Here is a 16151-nt window from a genome sequence, read left to right on the forward strand (position 1 = left end):
CTATCCGTTTATGAATTATTTGCCGAAAATTTTAGAAAAACTGCAAACCAAAAAACATGTTTTTTTAACAGGTGGTGCAGGGGTAGGAAAGACCACCGCAACACGTCAGGTCATACAGGAGTATGAAGCAGATGCCAAAAAAGTGGCAAAATTGGCTTCGACGGGAATGGCGGCAACACTTATCGGCGGGCAGACACTACACAGCTTTTTCGATCTTGGAATTGCTGCAGACATTGATGAACTTGAAAAAAACGGCAAGGGTGAGCTCAAAAAAAAGATCAAGAAGTTAATTCTCTCTATGGATCTCATCGTCATTGATGAGATCTCGATGGTGAGTGACAGGCTTTTTGAGATGATAGCATTTCGGCTCGAGCAGGCCGGATATAAAGGAAAGATCTTGCTTGTCGGAGATTTTTTACAGCTGCCGCCTGTCGTTCGCGGTAGCAGTGACGTGCATTACGCTTTTGAATCACCTCTGTGGAAACAGTTTGCTTTTGAGATAATAGAGTTGACACATGTCTATCGTACAGATGATAAGGAGTTCATTGAGCTTTTAAACCATGTTCGCTTTGGAAATGTCGATGAAGCGGTGCATAATCAGCTTAACAGTTTCATCAAACCGCTGCCCAATGATTTTAGTCAGTTTACTTTTTTATTTGGTAAGAATGCTTCGGCTACACGACACAACAAAGGGCAGCTTGAGCATATAGAGAGTGAGCTTTTTGTAAAAGAGGCCCAGATCATTAAACACAAGAAAAGTACAGTAGAGAGGGAGATAGAGCGTTTTATGGATGATGCTCGTATAGAAAAAGAACTCTCCCTTAAAATTGGTGCACCGGTGCTTTTTTCACGTAATGCATGGAACTATTTTAACGGTGAGAGAGGTGAAATTGTCAACATTGATGATTCCTATGTCTATGTGCAAAAAGCTGACGGTAAAGTAGTGAAGCTCGAGCAGGTCGCGCAAAGTAAATCGGCTTGGAGAGAAAAGAGTGTGGGTGGAAAAAAAGAGATGGTCGAAGAGGAACTTTTCACTGTGTATCAATATCCGATAAAACTTGCATTTGCCATCACCATCCATAAATCACAGGGTATGAGCATCGAAGATCTTATTATCGATACACAGGAGATATTTGCACCTTCACAGTTCTATGTCGCCCTCTCACGTGCAAGCAATCCAAAGAGACTCACGCTCATTGCACCAAGCAGACAGTGGTATGAGTTGGCCTTTGTCAATCAAAAAGCGATGCAGTTCGTAAAAGAAGTCTAATGCTAAAACATCTCGATAACGGCATACTCTTTATGCTCGGTTCAGCACTTATTTCGGCTTTTAACGGAGCTATTACAAAAATACTCTCAGAAGATATTTCTGCATTGGAGATCGTTTTTTTCAGAAATCTCATTGGGATTTTCATCATACTTTATGCACTTAAACATACCCCACCGAAACTCACAGGAGGAAAGATACATCTGCTCTTTACCCGTGGAGTTTTTGGATTTATGGCGATGATTCTCTTTTTCTATACCATCACGGTCATTCCTTTGGGTGAGGCGATAACGCTCAATAAAACTTCGCCTTTCTTTGTGACGATTCTTGCATTTTTTCTTTTGCGTGAGCATCTTACTCTCAAAACACTGAGTGCTTTGATCATAGGTTTTATAGGTGTCATTTTGATAGTGAAACCTTTTGGACTGAGCTTTTCTTATGCGCATTTTTTGGGAATCCTCGGCGGATTTTTTGCAGCGGCAGCCTATACGACCATCAAGAAGATAAAAGACATTTATGACTCCCGCGTTATTGTACTCTCCTTTGTCGGTATGGGAACGCTGCTGCCGGGAGTATTGTTTTTACTTTCGCCCTATGTCTCTTCTCCACAGGCTTTAAACTTTTTATTTCCCAAGTTCATTCTACCTTCAACAGTGAATGTATGGTTATTAATAGCACTCATGGCACTCATATCAACACTCTCTCAGTGGTTGTTGACAAAAGCTTATAGTGCAAAGAATCTGAGTGTAGTGGGTGTGATAAGCTATACCAACATCCCCTTTGCCATCGGCTTTGGAACACTTTTGGGTGACACTTTTCCGGATGCTATGACATTCAGCGGTATTGGACTCATTGTTCTTGGAGGCATATTAGTCAGCAGAAAATAACGATTTTTTATATTAGATATAGTTAAGGTGGAGTATAATTGTCTAATGATGAAAAAATGTTAGGTGCTGTGTTTTGAAAAATTTGAAAAATTCTGATGTATCGATTGAAGATATTCCTTCCGATGTGTTTATCTGTCGATTCATAGAGGGAGATTTTGTTGTAGTAGATGGCAATGAAACCGCTTTGCACTCTTTAAAGCTGCATAAAAAAGAGATATATGGAAAAAATATCTTAGATATTCTACCTGACATAAAAGAAACCGACTTTTTTTCAACCCTGCAAGAAGCTTATAACTCCTCACAAATGATAGAATTCAACATTCCCTGCTATTTCAATGGCAATCTTTGCAGGTGGCATAAAGGAAGCGTGAAGAAACTTTTTAACGGTGATCTGATTCTTTATTATAAAAATATAGAACTTGAAAAAGAACTTGAAATGGAAGAGCTGCGTTATCAGCTTGAGCTTTTTAGTGAAGCACCTTATGTGGGCATATGTATCTTTGGTGAAAAATTTCTTTATGCCAATCAAGTTCTTGAAGCTATTCTTGGTTACTCATTTGAAGAATTAAAAGAGATTGCTCCAATAGATCTTTTGCATCTTGAAAATAAAGAAGAGTATACTTGTAATCTTGAAAAGAGACTAAAAGGTGAGCGCTTTACAACAGCTTACTATGATGCGAAACTTTTGAGAAAAGACAACAAAGAAATATTTGTTCGTTTGTGCATTAAAACTGTTCAATACCGAGGCAAATATGTAGCTTTGGCGAGTGTTATAGATGTAACAAAAATGATAGAGCAGGAGCAAAAAACAAAACGTCTGGCGCAGGCACTTGAACAGACGGATGATCTGCTTCTGATGACGGATGTAGAAGGCAGGATTATATATGTTAACAATAGAGTCGTGCAAAAGCTTGGCTATGCCAAAGAAGAGCTTATGGGTCAAAAGGTTAATATCTTTAAATCAGGAAAACATAGCAGACGGTTTTATAAAAGATTGTGGAATACAATCCTTTCGGGTGAAAAATACAGCAATATGATTATAAACAGAACAAAAAAAGGCAAGCTTATTTATCTTGAAACAACGATAACACCTGTTTTTGATAAAGAGAATAAAATAGAAAGTTTTGTCTCTACCTCAAAAGATGTCAGTTATCAGATGAAAACAAAAAAACGTCTTAAAAACCTTGCAACGATTGACACATTGACAAAAGTACTCAATCGTTATGCAATCGACAAAGAGATAGACTATTCGATCTCTCTAGCACAGAGACATGAATTGTCATTTTCTATACTGATGCTTGATATCGATCATTTTAAAACTATAAATGACCAGTTTGGACACTATATAGGGGATGTCGTTTTAAAAGCGATGACGAAAGTAGTGCAGAAGAACATACGCAAGGTAGATAAGTTTGGTCGTTGGGGCGGTGAAGAGTTTATTATTATTTTACATGGCACATCACAGAAAAAAGCTTTGAAAAAAGCACAAGAGGTGCGTGAATTTATCCAAAATAATATCATAGATGATATCTATAAGATAACGGCAAGTATAGGTGTGACATCATTTAAAGAAGAAGATACGAAAGCTTCGTTACTTGCAAGGGTGGATGAAGCACTTTACAAAGCAAAAGAGCAAGGGAGAAACAAAGTTGTTGTCTATTAAGAATGTCAGTGTAATTTGTCTGTTAGTTGTGTTGGGATTCAGTGCCTGTGCATCGAAAAACCAAGGAGTTTCTGATAAAGAGTATATGCGTTCAAATAACGCAAGTGAAAAAGCTTTGGATAAATTAGACAGAGAGTAGATTCTCTGTCTGCGTGAGTTTTTTATAACTCAGATTCGTGTTTCGCTAAGTAATCAGCAACACCTTCAGCGTCTGCTTTCATACCTTCGTCACCTTTTTGCCAGCCGGCAGGACAAACTTCACCAAATTCGTCAGTAAATTGTTGTGCATCGATCATTCTTAACATCTCATCAACATTACGTCCAAGTGGAAGATCATTGACAACTGCATGACGAACGATTCCTTTGTCATCGATAAGGAAAGATCCGCGAAGTGCAACCGCATTGTTTAAAAGAACGTCATATGAACGAGCGATATCTTTTGTTAAGTCTGCAACAAGTGGGAAATTGATGCGGCCGATACCACCTTTTTCAACTGGAGTCTCTCTCCATGCAAAGTGAGAAAACTGTGAATCAACTGAAACACCTACAACATTTACACCGCGTTTTTGAAACTCTTCATATCTATGAGAGAATGCAATGATCTCTGATGGACAAACGAAAGTGAAGTCTAACGGGTAAAAGAAGACAACTGTACCTTTTTCACCATAGTTTTCGCTTAATTTGAAATCTTCTACGATTGAACCGTCTGCTAAAACTGCAGTAGCTGTGAAATCCGGAGCTGGGTTTGTTACTAACATATATATGTCCTTGTAATATTAAATTTTATATAGAAGGATTCTATCGAAAGAATGGTAATAAAGTTCTGAATAGAAATAGCAGATGATATAAATTAAAGAAAAGTTTTATATTTTTGGATATAATTGCGACGATTTATGAAGCTAGACTTTGTATTTCAATAAGGAAAATCGATGACGGAAGCAAACAATACTCAAAAAGAGTACATATTTACTTCAGAGTCTGTAACAGAAGGGCACCCTGATAAGATGGCAGATCAGATCAGTGATGCAATTCTGGATTATATTATTGAAAATGATAAAAATGCGAGAGTAGCGTGTGAGACTCTTGTATCTAATGGTTTTTGTGTAATTGCAGGCGAACTGAAGACGACGGCGTACGCGCCAATGCAAGAGATTGCAAGAGAAGTTATCCAAAGTATTGGGTATACGGATGCAACATATGGGTTCGACTATCGCTCAGCGGCAGTTTTAAATGGAATTGGTGAACAGTCTCCTGATATCAATCAGGGTGTTGACCAGGCCGGCGGTGAAACTGGCGCGGGTGATCAAGGTTTGATGTTTGGTTATGCGTGTCGTGAGACAGATGTTCTTATGCCGCTTCCTATTCACTTGGCACACCGCCTCACGCAGCGTCTGGCTGAGGTGAGAAAAGAGGGTATTATTCCATATCTTCGTCCTGATGGTAAGGCACAGATCAGTGTGCGATATGTTGATGACAAACCGGTTTCAGTTGAGACTGTCGTTATCTCAACACAGCATCATGAAGGAATTGCGCAAGAGCAGATTCATAAAGATGTCATTGAAGAGGTTATTAACAAAGTAATTCCGGCAGAGATGATGAGTGAAGATACTATCTTTCACATCAATCCGACAGGAAAATTTGTAATCGGCGGACCGCAAGGTGATGCAGGGCTTACCGGTCGTAAGATCATAGTTGATACATATGGTGGAAGCTGTCCTCACGGCGGTGGAGCATTTTCGGGAAAAGATCCGACCAAGGTTGACAGATCAGCTGCGTATGCAGCACGCTGGGTGGCAAAGAATCTTGTTGCAAGCGGTGCATGTGACAGAGTGACTATTCAGGTTGCTTATGCCATCGGTGTTGTACAACCTGTTTCGATTATGGTCGATACTCACGGTACAGGAAAAGTTGCCGAAGATAAAATAGAAGCATGCGTGAAAGAACTTTTCGATCTTTCACCGGCAGGTATCATCAAATCGCTGGATCTTTTAAAACCTATTTACAGAAAAACTGCAGCTTATGGTCATTTTGGACGCAGTGAAGATAGTTTCACATGGGAAAAGACAGATAAAGCTGACGAAATAAAGGCTTATTTAGGCCTTTAAAAGCAAATGATGAAATGTAACAAAGTGTACATTTCTTATGATAATGAAGAACTTTTAGCTACATTTAAAATTCTTCATTGTATAGTTACTTTTAATAAAAATTAGGAGAAGAAAATGGCAGTATTAATTACAGATACATGTATTAATTGTGGCGCTTGTATTGACGAGTGTCCAGTAGAAGCAATCGTAGATGAAGATGATAATCCAACAGGTGAAGAAATTTACTATGTATATGGTGATAAATGTGTAGAGTGTGTTGGTCATCATGATGAGCCGGCATGTGCTACTGCATGTCCTACTGAGGGATGTATCGTTTGGGATGCTGTAGGTGACTCTCCTGAGCATCGTGAAGACATTACTGATGAGCAACGCTCAAATCACGAGCCTGTTGTAGAATAGTCTCATTTATATAAAGTGCCTTTTTGGTACTTTATTCTCTGCAAGAATTACACTTTTACTCTTCAATAATTATAAATTTTTACTTTTTAATCTGAAAAATACTTTTTTTTAGATATAATCCCACTCTAATTTTATATTTTCAGAGGAGATTTGATGGAACGTACACTATCAATAATCAAGCCAGATGCAGTTGCAAAAGGTGTTATAGGCAAAATTTTAGATCGTTTTGAAAGCAATGGTCTTAGAATTGCAGCTACTAGAAAGATTCAACTTTCACGTGCAGATGCAGAAGCATTTTATGCAGTTCATGCAGAGAGACCTTTTTTCAACGATCTCGTTGATTTCATGATCAGTGGACCGGTTGTAGTTTCAGTACTTGAAGGTGAAAATGCAATGCAGAAGAACCGTGATTTAATGGGTGCAACAAACCCTAAAGAAGCAGAGCCGGGTACAATTCGTGCAGACTTCGCTGAAAATATAGATGCAAATGCAGTTCATGGAAGTGACTCTTTAGAAAACGCTGCTATCGAGATTGCATTCTTTTTCTCTGAGAGAGAAATTTCATAAGTAATTACCTATGAAGGTAATGCTTAGAAAAGTAACAAAAACACCATTGGATTTCGAAGTGAAATCTGATGAAATGACTTTTAAAGGTTATTTAGAGTATCATGAGGGCAAATTGATTTTGCTCAAAGCGAAGCTGCAAGGCTCACTTAAAAAACCTTGTGATATTTGTGCCGAAGAGTTTAAACTTGAAGTGGATGAAGATATTGAGTTTTTCATCTCTGACGGTTTATATGAAGATGACGGAAGCCTTGAGCTTGATGTTGTTGAGTCACTTGACGGCAATGCAGACATTGATGAGTTGTTACACTCAGAAGTAGAGCTTATCAAAAATGATTATCACTCCTGCAATAACTGTTTATAATAGTTAAGGGAGAGTAAAATCTCTTGCCTCGAATGAGGCAAAGCTTTAGTCGCCTCAGCGGCGTGAGCGAAGTAAAAGGGACTTTGTTCCTTTTGCGGATTAATAAGATGGAGGTTTCCTTCATTTTATTTTGAAAAAATTAAATTAAGGAAAAATATCATGGCAGTACCTAAGAGAAGAGTATCACACTCACGTTCAGCAAAACGTAGAACGCACTACAAGATTTCTTTAGCTCGTCCAGTTAAAGACAAAGACGGAACATACAGATTACCACACCATATCAACCCGACTACTGGTGAGTATAAATAATTCAATGGTAAAAATTGCAATCGATGCAATGGGTGGGGACTTTGGTCCTGCACCAATTGTTCAAGGGACACTTCTCGCATTAAAGAAGAAAGACTTCACTCCTGTTTTAGTAGGGAAAAAATCAGAAATTTTACCTCTGTTACCAAAACGTTATAGAGATAAGATTTTAATTGTAGAAGCTGGGGATGTGATTGCAATGAGTGATGCGGCAACTGATGCTGTAAAACGCAAAGAAAGCTCAATCTATAAAGCGGTTGAACTCGTTAAGAGTGGTGAAGCTGACGGTGTGGTGAGTGCGGGACACAGTGGTGCGACAATGACACTTGCAACGCTGAGGCTTGGACGTCTAAAAGGTATCTCGAGACCCGCACTTGTAACTTTGATGCCGACAAAGACAGGACGCCGTTCTGTTGTTTTGGATGTCGGTGCAAATGTTGACTCCAAAGCAGAACATTTAGCCGAATTCGCAGTTATGGGCGGTTGTTATGCTGAGGATGTCCTTGGTGTTGAAGAACCATCCATTGGTCTTCTCGCAAATGGTGAGGAAGACTCTAAAGGAAACGAGGTAACAAAAGCGGCTTTTAAACTTCTACAGGGTTATAGAGGATTTAAAGGAAATGTTGAGGGTGGCGATATCTTTAACGGTTCGTGTGATGTTATTACATGTGACGGATTTGTTGGAAACCTTGTACTAAAAACCAGTGAAGGCGTAGCCTCGACTATCTCTATCCTTATTAAGGATTATATTAAAAAATCACCTATTCGAATTACCGGTGCTCTTTTAATGCGTAAAGTATTCAAACTTTTGAAAAAAGAGATTGATTATGCAGAAGTTGGTGGTGCTCCACTCATCGGAATCAAAGGGTGTGCAATCGTTTCGCATGGTAAAAGTAATGCAAAAGCAGTGAAAAATGCTATCTATCAAGCTATATCATATGTAGATACAGGTGTGAATGAGCATATTGTTACAAGAGTTGCAGAACTTAAAAATAAGGAAGTGTAATATGGCATATGCTGCTTTTCGTTCTATTGGTGCGTACGTTCCACAGAAAGTATTGACAAATGAAGACCTTGCAGAGATGGTAGATACCTCTGATGACTGGATAACGAAACGAACAGGAATCAAAGAGCGCCATATTGCAGCCAAAGATGAGTTTACGTCAGATATGGGTGTAAAAGCTGCAACAAAGGCAATCGAGCGAAGCGGAATCGATAAAAGCCAGATTGATATGGTCGTTTGTGCCACTATCTCTCCGGATTATTTTTGTATGCCCTCGACAGCTACAATCATTGCAACAAAGCTTGGCATTAAAAATGCAACGGCGTTTGATATCTCAGCGGCATGTACAGGTTTTGTCTATGCACTCTCTATAGCAAAAGCCTTTATAGAATCAGGCATGAAAAAAAATGTTTTGATTATCGGTGCAGAAAAGCTTTCTTCTATTACAGATTATTCAGACCGTGGAACATGTATTTTATTTGGTGACGGTGCCGGTTCGGCAGTTATCTCTGCAACCGATAAAAAAGAAGAGGCTATCATCGATGTTCACACCGGAGCCGATGGTGAATATGCAGATCTTCTTATGACTCCAAACGGAGGTTCAGGCTCAGCACATGACGAACTTGAAAATGAAGCTGCAGGTTGTTTTATGCAGATGAAAGGAAATGAAACTTTCAAAGTTGCCGTACGTACACTTACAAAAGATGTAAAAGATATACTCGAAGAGAACAATATTAAAAGTGAAGATATTAAACATTTTATTCCTCATCAGGCAAACTATCGTATCATCAAAGCTGTTGGTGATGCATTGAAAATGCGCGAAGATCAGGTAGTTCTCACTGTTGCAAAATATGGAAACACTTCCGGTGCTTCTATTCCAATGGCTATTAATGATCTCTATGAAGCAGGAAATTTGAAAGCAGGCGAGCTTATGCTGCTAGATGCTTTTGGCGGCGGACTCACCTGGGGTTCAGCTTTGGTTCCTTTTTCTCCGATCGGGAACGTCTGATCGTCTTCTTTCTGTCTGCAGACTTGTGAAATTATGAGCAAGTTTTGTATGCAGGCGTTTAAAAAACTCACTCTCATCCGGCAGATCCAGTGTTGCTTTGCGTAGTTTCTCACCCCACATAGGATTTGGAAAATAACTGTCATTTTCAAAACGAGCCATTACATGAATATGTACACGTGGCAGCATATTTGCAAATGATGCCATATTTATTTTTTTAGGTTTATAATACTCTCGCATCTCTTCTTCAATGATATAATAGACATCCCATATTTTATCACGTAAATCTTTGGGCATATCGGTAAGTTCTCTGTAGGGGGCTTTTGTGAAGATTTTAAGCCAAGGGATTTCGCTCTCTTCCTTCTCTACTAAAATAGCAGGATCTTCATAAATGATGTTATGCTGCATAATTAAACCTTTGAGGGAGATTTTCCTTATGGTTTAATTATAGCATATTTTAGTTATTAGTCTCTATGTCTTTTTGTTGAACTTCGGTTTCCTCTGTATCCACCGCCTGAACGATTTCTATCGCGGTTGCCGCCGGAACTGTTTGATCTGCCTCTGTATCCACCGCGACCTCTGCTGTTACCACGTCCTCTAGAGTCATTTCTTTTACCGGCACGTGCTAAGATAGCTTCTATTTTATCAGCTGGAATTCCGATATTGCTAGGCCCTTTGATATCCTGTTTATCTAAGATCATAGATATCAGTTTGAACATGATCGTCTCTTCATCGATATCTTCTTTGAGTTTGTCAAGAACCTTATGTGCTTCATCGTAAATTTTTTGATTTTCAATATTTTTTACGATGTTTTCAATGGTAGTCTCACGCAGGTCAGTTTTACTTGGAACAAATGCATGTGCCATTGATGTGCCGACTTTTTTCTTGATGCGTTGCAACTCTTTAAACTCAAGCGGTGTTAAGAGTGTGATCGCTTTTCCTTTTGTTCCTGCACGTCCTGTACGACCGATGCGGTGTACATAAGACTCAGGGTCAAAAGGAATATGGTAGTTGAAAACATGGCTAATGTTATTAACGTGAATACCACGGGCTGCAACATCAGTCGCAACTAAAACTTTTACAGAGTTGTTTTTAAAACCTTTAATTACAGTCTCACGCTGACGCTGTTCCATATCTCCATGAAGACCATTTGCAAGATAACCTGCATTGCTAAGAACATTTGAGAGTCTGTCTACTTCTGATTTTGTTCTACAAAAGACAACTGATTTTTGTGTCTCTTCTGAGTCCATAAGACGGATGATCGCATCATCACGCTCATGCTCATCGATGACATAGTAGAGTTGTTCAATGTCCGTATTTGTCGTTTCACCTTTTGTTATAGAGATAAACTCAGGCTCTTGCAGAATTCTATTTGCAAGAGTTTTGATAGGCTGCGGCATAGTAGCAGAGAAAAGAAGTGTCTGGCGGTTTGTCGGAAGATAAGAGAATATCTCGTTGATGTCATCCAAAAATCCCATATCAAGCATCTCATCAGCTTCATCAAGAACAACCATACTCGGTGCAAAGTCATTAAGCATCCCTTTTTTAAGAATGTCTAACATTCTACCTGGAGTTGCAACGACAACGCTTGCTCCACGGCCAATAAGATCAAGCTGACGTTTATAAGAACTTCCACCGTAGACTGTAACTGTTTTGACACCTAGGTTACGTCCGTATTTGAAGATTTCATCACTTACTTGTGTTGCAAGTTCACGTGTAGGAGTGATGACTAAGAGTTCAACTGAACCGTCAAGTTTCATGTTGTTGAGTGCCGGAAGTGAAAAAGCGGCAGTTTTTCCTGTACCTGTATGGGCTTGACCAACCATGTCTTTGCCTGCTAAAACAACAGGAATGGCTTGTGCCTGAATAGGCGAAGGTGCAGTAAAACCTGCAAATTTGACACTTTTAAGTATCTCCGGTTTTAAACCGAGTGAATCAAAAGTGATGACCGGTTCTTCAGTAGTGTTTTCGTTTGTTTGTGCATTTTCTTGCATCAATATCCTTTTTTGACTTTAAAAGTCTTTCTGTTAATATAAAGGAGATGACGCAAGTTCACTAAAAATTACTCAGATCGATCAGGGCATCTTCCCCTTAAAATATTTGTGGAATTATACCTGAATATTTCTAAGTCTTCATTAAAGTTATAAATATTTTTAATTAGTTAAGTTTATAGTGTTGCAATTTGTCATATTTTTATCTCTCTTGTAGAAAGTTTGAGTATAATTTAAAAAATAGAGGATTTTGTATGGAAATAAATATATATATGATAGTAACGGCAGTAATATCCTTACTCTTTTTGATTGTTCTTTTTTTATATCTCAAGAAAAAAGATGAAAACAGTTACCTTCATGAGACGATACAGACTTTAGATGAAAAACTTACTTCAATAGAGGAAGAAAAAGAGTCTCTTGAAGATATCAATAACGACCTTTCAATACAAAATGCCGTACTACAGAGTAAGTATGAGCAGGAGAGTGCAGCGTCACAGGAAAAACTCAAACTCTTACAAAATGCCAAAGACGAACTCTCACGTGAGTTCAAAAATCTTTCAAATCAGATTTTTGAAGATAAGTCCAAACAGTTCTCATCTTTAAACAAAGAACAGCTTGAACTGCTTTTAAAACCTTTTCGTGAACAGATCACAAACTTTTCAAAAGAGGCGCGTGAGCAGTTTGAGGTCGAGTTAAAAGAACGGCATCTGCTTAAAAATGAGCTGGGACATCTCAAAGCGATGAACGAACAGCTTGCTCAAGAAGCACTGAACCTGACCAAAGCGCTTAAAAGTGAAAACAAGACACAGGGGAATTGGGGAGAGATGGTTCTTGCCAATATTTTAGAACAATCAGGTCTGCGTGAGGGTGTAGAGTACGAGCTTCAGGCAACGCTCAAGTCCGATGAAGGAAAAACATACAGACCGGATGTCATTATACATATGCCGCAGGAGCGTGATATTGTTATAGACTCGAAGGTTTCTCTTGCCGCGTATGAGCGTTTTGTCAATGAAGATGATCCGACGCTTAAAACAAAATATCTCAAAGAACATATTGCCAGCATCTCTTCACATATAAAAGAGTTAAGCGCCAAAAAGTATGAAAAACTTGAAGGAGTAAATACTCTTGACTTTGTCTTGATGTTCATGCCTATTGAGGGAGCATTTTTACTTGCTCTTGAACACGACGGTGAGTTTTTCAAGCAGGCATATGAAAACAATATTTTAGTGGTTTCTCCTTCGACACTGCTTGTCACACTCAGAACAATAGAACATATTTGGCGAACACAGCGTCAGGAAGAACATGCGCAAAAGATAGCCAAAGAGGCTGAAGGCATGTATGAAAAACTCGTTGGATTTGTAGAAGAACTGCAAAAGGTCGGAACACATCTCGGACGGGCTCAGGAGTCATACGACACAGCACTTAACAGGCTGCAAAGCGGAAGAGGGAATGTCATACGAAGGGCTGAAAATATTGTAAAACTGGGGTTGAGACCAAAAAAAGAATTACCACTGAAAAGTGATGCAGATGATGAGAGCTAGTGTTGTAATTCCAGCTCTCTGAGGTTGACATATCTTTTTGCTATTGTCTCCATACGGCTCGATACCAATAGGGCAACGGCAAGTGTGGAAAAAATTGCGAAAGTGATATCTATATGTGTTAGATATGAAAAGGTTCCAAAGACAAGGAGTGGAATAAAGACGAAAAAAATACCGAGAATTAGTTTGATTTTTGTCTTTACGTTTTTTTGAAATTCAGAACGCATTCCAAGTGTACATTCTAAAGGGTTTTCTTTAAATCTGTTAAGCTCATCGATAAGCTTCTCTTTGGAGATTTTTTCACTGTACTGTGCTTCGGTTTTTTGAAATACAGAACGAACACTGTTGCATAAAAATTTATCTGTTGTATTTAAAAATAGTTTTAACATATTAGCGATCCTTATTATTAATATGCAATTATAACATAAATCTATTTAGTGTATAATAATCAGTAACTTTAAGGAATACAATGAAGATAGAAACTAAGTACAATTATGAAAAGATCTGGACGCTCACGCAGGAGCAAGATCTGCTTAAAATTATTGCAGAAGAAGTAGGTGAAGCGGGTAGTGATGGCACACTGCAATACATTCAAGAGGTCATTAAAGACGGCAAAGAGATAACAGTCGGCAGCTGTAAATTTAGAATAGAAAAAAAGGATTAGTATGTTGCATCAACCGGATATTGCAAAATTATTGTTACGGCTTTCATTGGGTATTTTGATCTTGTTTCATGGAATACATAAACTCATCTATGGTCTAAATGGTGTGAGTGCGATGTTGAGTGCCCATGGATGGCCGTTATTTTTGTCTTACGGTGTTTATATGGGTGAACTAATTGCTCCGATATTTATCATACTGGGGTTGTATGCAAGGGTGGCTTCTGGGATTTTGGCTTTTAATATGCTTACTGCAATTTATCTTGCCTATGGATTTTCGTTGAGTACATCGAAATATGGCGGCCTTTCATGGGAGACACCATTTCTGTATTTGATAATGAGCATTTTAGTGATTTTACTTGGCAGCGGAAAATATGCCGTTAATTCAAAGTAAGGACAGCAGCTGCAGTTTTATGGATGGCGAACTTTAATAGTAGAGTTCAAACTCCATCCAATAATAAGCATACAAAACATGACACCATAAGCAGGAAGCAGGTCATAGGCATTTAAAAGATAGACGAGCCACAAAAGAATGGCACCTAGCGGTGTCGGTACACCTGTAAAATAGTTTTCAACTTCTCCAGCATCTGCATTGATATTAAATTGAATAAGACGACGAAGACCGGAGATAACATAATAGATAGAAGCGACAGCGGCAAGTATAAGGGAAAACCCATGCAATGCCGGAGCATAGGAAGCCTGAAAAATTAAAAAGACAGGAACAAGTACAAAACTTAAAAAATCTGCAAAGCTGTCTAGTTGTACTCCAAATTCGTTTGAGAGTTTGTATTTTCTAGCGATTTTACCATCGAAGATATCAAAAGCACCGCCTACCCATGCAAGTACAATCGCCAAAGTAAAGTTGTTTTGAGTGATGAAATAGGTAGCCATCAAGCCGGCTGTGATATTTACAAAAGTAAACATATTTGCCAGATTGAAGTGTGAAGAGGGTGTCCATAAAAATTTCATATATTATAACCTTGTTTGAAATAAGTGAAATTATATCAAATTGATACTTAACTTGAAAAACAGGGTGGTATTTTATGATAACATTTATCATAATCATTAAGAATATTATAAGTTGAGAATGAGTATCATTTCAAAATTAAAGGAATTAAAGGAATGAAAAGACTTATAGTAACAAGTTTAGTGCCAATAACTTTTTTAGCTCAAACACTCTCAGCCGAAGATTCAGAGCCAAGGGACAGACTCCATTCTGTAAGAAAAGCTGTTGATACTGTTGGGAAAATTGAAACTAAAGAGGTCTCAGTTGCCAATACTGTAAAACATATGTTTGAAGATGGAAAAGTAAGCGGCCAACTTCGAACAAGCTACGGGGCATACAATCAAAAGATGCCCTCAGTAGCTGATACGTACGCAACAGCAATTGGCGGTATTTTAAAATATGAACTGGCATCATTATATGGCTTCAATGCTGCAGCAGCAGTTTACACATCGCATGATATAAATGCTTTTAGTGGTGATAATGAGCATCATAACAATGATCTCTCTTCATCAAGTGGAAGTTATACCGAGATGAGTGAAGCGTATATAAACTATAAATATCAAGATTTTAATTTTCGTGTAGGTCGTCAGACTTTAGATACTCCATTGGCAGACAGTGATGATATCCGAATGATCCAAAATACCTTTGAAGCGTATGTGGCAAGTTATGATTATCAAGGTTTTTCATTAATGGCCGGACATATAAATGAGTGGCAGGGATATGACGCCGATCTTGATGAAGGGTGGAGTAAAGCCGGAATCAATGGAACGAACTTTGGAGGCATCGCTTATAATGATGTTTTGGAATTCAATCTCTGGTACTATGACATTACGAAGCAGACAAATGCTCTTTATAGTGATTTTGGTATACAGTACAGTATAAACAAAGATATGATAGTCCACGCAATGGTGCAGTATCTTAAAGAGAATGAAATCGACTCTAGTGGTTATGAAACTGAGATTTACGGAGCAATGTTTGAGTATGTCATTCATGGCCTTGGATTGAATATTGCCTACAATCAAGCTGACAGCAGGCATGGCAAACAGAGTTTTTCCGGAACAGGTGGAGGTACGCTTTATACAAGTATGGATACAATGATACTCGATGAAATTGCACAGGATAGAAAAGCTAATGCTATTGTAAGCGGGATATCCTATAATTATAATGATTTTACATTTTTATATGCGTATGGTTCGTTCAAGGGTGATGCTGATTCATCGGGTGTCAAAGAGCATATAGTTGAGCAAAATATCGGTTTTGAATATAATTTCAATGATGAATTTACAGTAGCTGCAATTTACGTCATGGAAGAAGATAAACAAAATAGTCAAAAAACTTTAAATGACTGGGATAGAACCCAAGTGATGTTAAATTATAATTTTTAAAAGAGAGTC

General features: G+C 38.4%; 20 protein-coding genes. 15 read left to right on the forward strand and 5 right to left on the reverse strand.

Annotated features, from left to right (window positions below; translation table 11 throughout):
* Window positions 1-10: 10 nt before the first annotated feature.
* The 4 genes from FM071_RS01795 to FM071_RS01810 all read left to right on the forward strand — a co-directional run bounded on the left by FM071_RS01795 (window position 11) and on the right by FM071_RS01810 (window position 3956).
* A complete protein-coding gene (locus FM071_RS01795; RefSeq protein ID WP_193111336.1) occupies window positions 11-1270 on the forward strand; it encodes an ATP-dependent DNA helicase in 1260 nt (419 codons plus the stop codon).
* Window positions 1270-2154: a DMT family transporter gene (locus FM071_RS01800; protein ID WP_226960556.1), complete on the forward strand. Its 885-nt coding sequence runs from the start codon at window positions 1270-1272 to the stop codon at window positions 2152-2154. Before FM071_RS01795 ends, FM071_RS01800 begins: the two co-directional genes overlap by 1 nt.
* 73 nt (window positions 2155-2227) lie before the next feature.
* The gene (locus FM071_RS01805; protein WP_193111337.1) at window positions 2228-3817 is read left to right on the forward strand and encodes a diguanylate cyclase; all 1590 of its coding nucleotides are present in this window, start codon (window positions 2228-2230) and stop codon (window positions 3815-3817) included.
* Window positions 3804-3956, forward strand: a complete 153-nt coding sequence (locus FM071_RS01810; protein ID WP_193111338.1) for a hypothetical protein — start codon at window positions 3804-3806, stop codon at window positions 3954-3956. Before FM071_RS01805 ends, FM071_RS01810 begins: the two co-directional genes overlap by 14 nt.
* A gap of 22 nt (window positions 3957-3978) precedes the next feature.
* Here the strand turns inward: FM071_RS01810 and FM071_RS01815 are convergent, their stop codons facing one another.
* On the reverse strand, window positions 3979-4575 hold the full coding sequence (locus tag FM071_RS01815; protein ID WP_193111339.1) for a peroxiredoxin: 597 nt from the start codon (window positions 4573-4575) through the stop codon (window positions 3979-3981).
* Between the two features lie 171 nt (window positions 4576-4746).
* On the opposite strand from FM071_RS01815, the gene metK reads away from it, so the two are divergent.
* The 7 genes from metK to FM071_RS01850 all read left to right on the forward strand — a co-directional run bounded on the left by metK (window position 4747) and on the right by FM071_RS01850 (window position 9567).
* Window positions 4747-5922, forward strand: coding sequence for a methionine adenosyltransferase (metK, locus tag FM071_RS01820; protein WP_193111340.1), 1176 nt, complete (start codon window positions 4747-4749; stop codon window positions 5920-5922).
* Window positions 5923-6036: 114 nt separating this feature from the next.
* On the forward strand, window positions 6037-6321 hold the full coding sequence (locus tag FM071_RS01825; protein ID WP_193111341.1) for a 4Fe-4S dicluster domain-containing protein: 285 nt from the start codon (window positions 6037-6039) through the stop codon (window positions 6319-6321).
* A 153-nt stretch (window positions 6322-6474) separates the two neighbouring features.
* A complete protein-coding gene (gene ndk / locus FM071_RS01830) occupies window positions 6475-6888 on the forward strand; it encodes a nucleoside-diphosphate kinase (RefSeq protein WP_193111342.1) in 414 nt (137 codons plus the stop codon).
* A 19-nt stretch (window positions 6889-6907) separates the two neighbouring features.
* The gene (locus FM071_RS01835) at window positions 6908-7249 is read left to right on the forward strand and encodes a DUF177 domain-containing protein (protein ID WP_226960557.1); all 342 of its coding nucleotides are present in this window, start codon (window positions 6908-6910) and stop codon (window positions 7247-7249) included.
* A gap of 159 nt (window positions 7250-7408) precedes the next feature.
* Window positions 7409-7558 (forward strand): 50S ribosomal protein L32, encoded by a 150-nt coding sequence (gene rpmF / locus FM071_RS01840; protein ID WP_013326319.1) that lies wholly within the window; start codon window positions 7409-7411, stop codon window positions 7556-7558.
* A 4-nt stretch (window positions 7559-7562) separates the two neighbouring features.
* Entirely contained in the window at window positions 7563-8561 is a 999-nt protein-coding gene (plsX, locus tag FM071_RS01845; protein ID WP_193111344.1) for a phosphate acyltransferase PlsX, read from the forward strand.
* A 1-nt stretch (window position 8562) separates the two neighbouring features.
* Window positions 8563-9567: a beta-ketoacyl-ACP synthase III gene (locus FM071_RS01850; protein WP_193111345.1), complete on the forward strand. Its 1005-nt coding sequence runs from the start codon at window positions 8563-8565 to the stop codon at window positions 9565-9567.
* Here the strand turns inward: FM071_RS01850 and FM071_RS01855 are convergent.
* Together FM071_RS01855 and FM071_RS01860 are read right to left on the reverse strand one after the other, a co-directional pair.
* Window positions 9529-9972, reverse strand: coding sequence for an HIT family protein (locus tag FM071_RS01855; protein ID WP_193111346.1), 444 nt, complete (start codon window positions 9970-9972; stop codon window positions 9529-9531). The two genes, FM071_RS01850 and FM071_RS01855, sit on opposite strands and share 39 nt — an antisense overlap.
* 56 nt (window positions 9973-10028) lie before the next feature.
* Entirely contained in the window at window positions 10029-11558 is a 1530-nt protein-coding gene (locus FM071_RS01860; RefSeq protein WP_193111347.1) for a DEAD/DEAH box helicase, read from the reverse strand.
* A gap of 251 nt (window positions 11559-11809) precedes the next feature.
* Here FM071_RS01860 and FM071_RS01865 point away from each other — a divergent pair, with 251 nt between their 5' ends.
* Window positions 11810-13096: a DNA recombination protein RmuC gene (locus FM071_RS01865; protein WP_193111348.1), complete on the forward strand. Its 1287-nt coding sequence runs from the start codon at window positions 11810-11812 to the stop codon at window positions 13094-13096.
* Here FM071_RS01865 and FM071_RS01870 read toward each other — a convergent pair.
* Window positions 13093-13482: a hypothetical protein gene (locus FM071_RS01870; RefSeq protein ID WP_193111349.1), complete on the reverse strand. Its 390-nt coding sequence runs from the start codon at window positions 13480-13482 to the stop codon at window positions 13093-13095. The genes FM071_RS01865 and FM071_RS01870 overlap by 4 nt on opposite strands.
* A gap of 80 nt (window positions 13483-13562) precedes the next feature.
* Between FM071_RS01870 and FM071_RS01875 the strand changes: the two genes are divergently transcribed.
* On the forward strand, window positions 13563-13757 hold the full coding sequence (locus FM071_RS01875; protein ID WP_193111350.1) for a hypothetical protein: 195 nt from the start codon (window positions 13563-13565) through the stop codon (window positions 13755-13757).
* A 1-nt stretch (window position 13758) separates the two neighbouring features.
* Complete coding sequence (locus FM071_RS01880) at window positions 13759-14145, forward strand: DoxX family protein (protein WP_193111351.1); 387 nt, start codon at window positions 13759-13761, stop codon at window positions 14143-14145.
* A 17-nt stretch (window positions 14146-14162) separates the two neighbouring features.
* On the opposite strand, the gene FM071_RS01885 is transcribed toward FM071_RS01880, so the two are convergent.
* Window positions 14163-14720: a CDP-alcohol phosphatidyltransferase family protein gene (locus FM071_RS01885; protein WP_193111352.1), complete on the reverse strand. Its 558-nt coding sequence runs from the start codon at window positions 14718-14720 to the stop codon at window positions 14163-14165.
* A gap of 153 nt (window positions 14721-14873) precedes the next feature.
* Between FM071_RS01885 and FM071_RS01890 the strand changes: the two genes are divergently transcribed.
* A complete protein-coding gene (locus tag FM071_RS01890) occupies window positions 14874-16142 on the forward strand; it encodes a hypothetical protein (RefSeq protein ID WP_193111353.1) in 1269 nt (422 codons plus the stop codon).
* Window positions 16143-16151: the final 9 nt, after the last annotated feature.

Source organism: Sulfurimonas paralvinellae (genome assembly GCF_014905135.1).
Lineage (GTDB): Bacteria > Campylobacterota > Campylobacteria > Campylobacterales > Sulfurimonadaceae > Sulfurimonas > Sulfurimonas paralvinellae.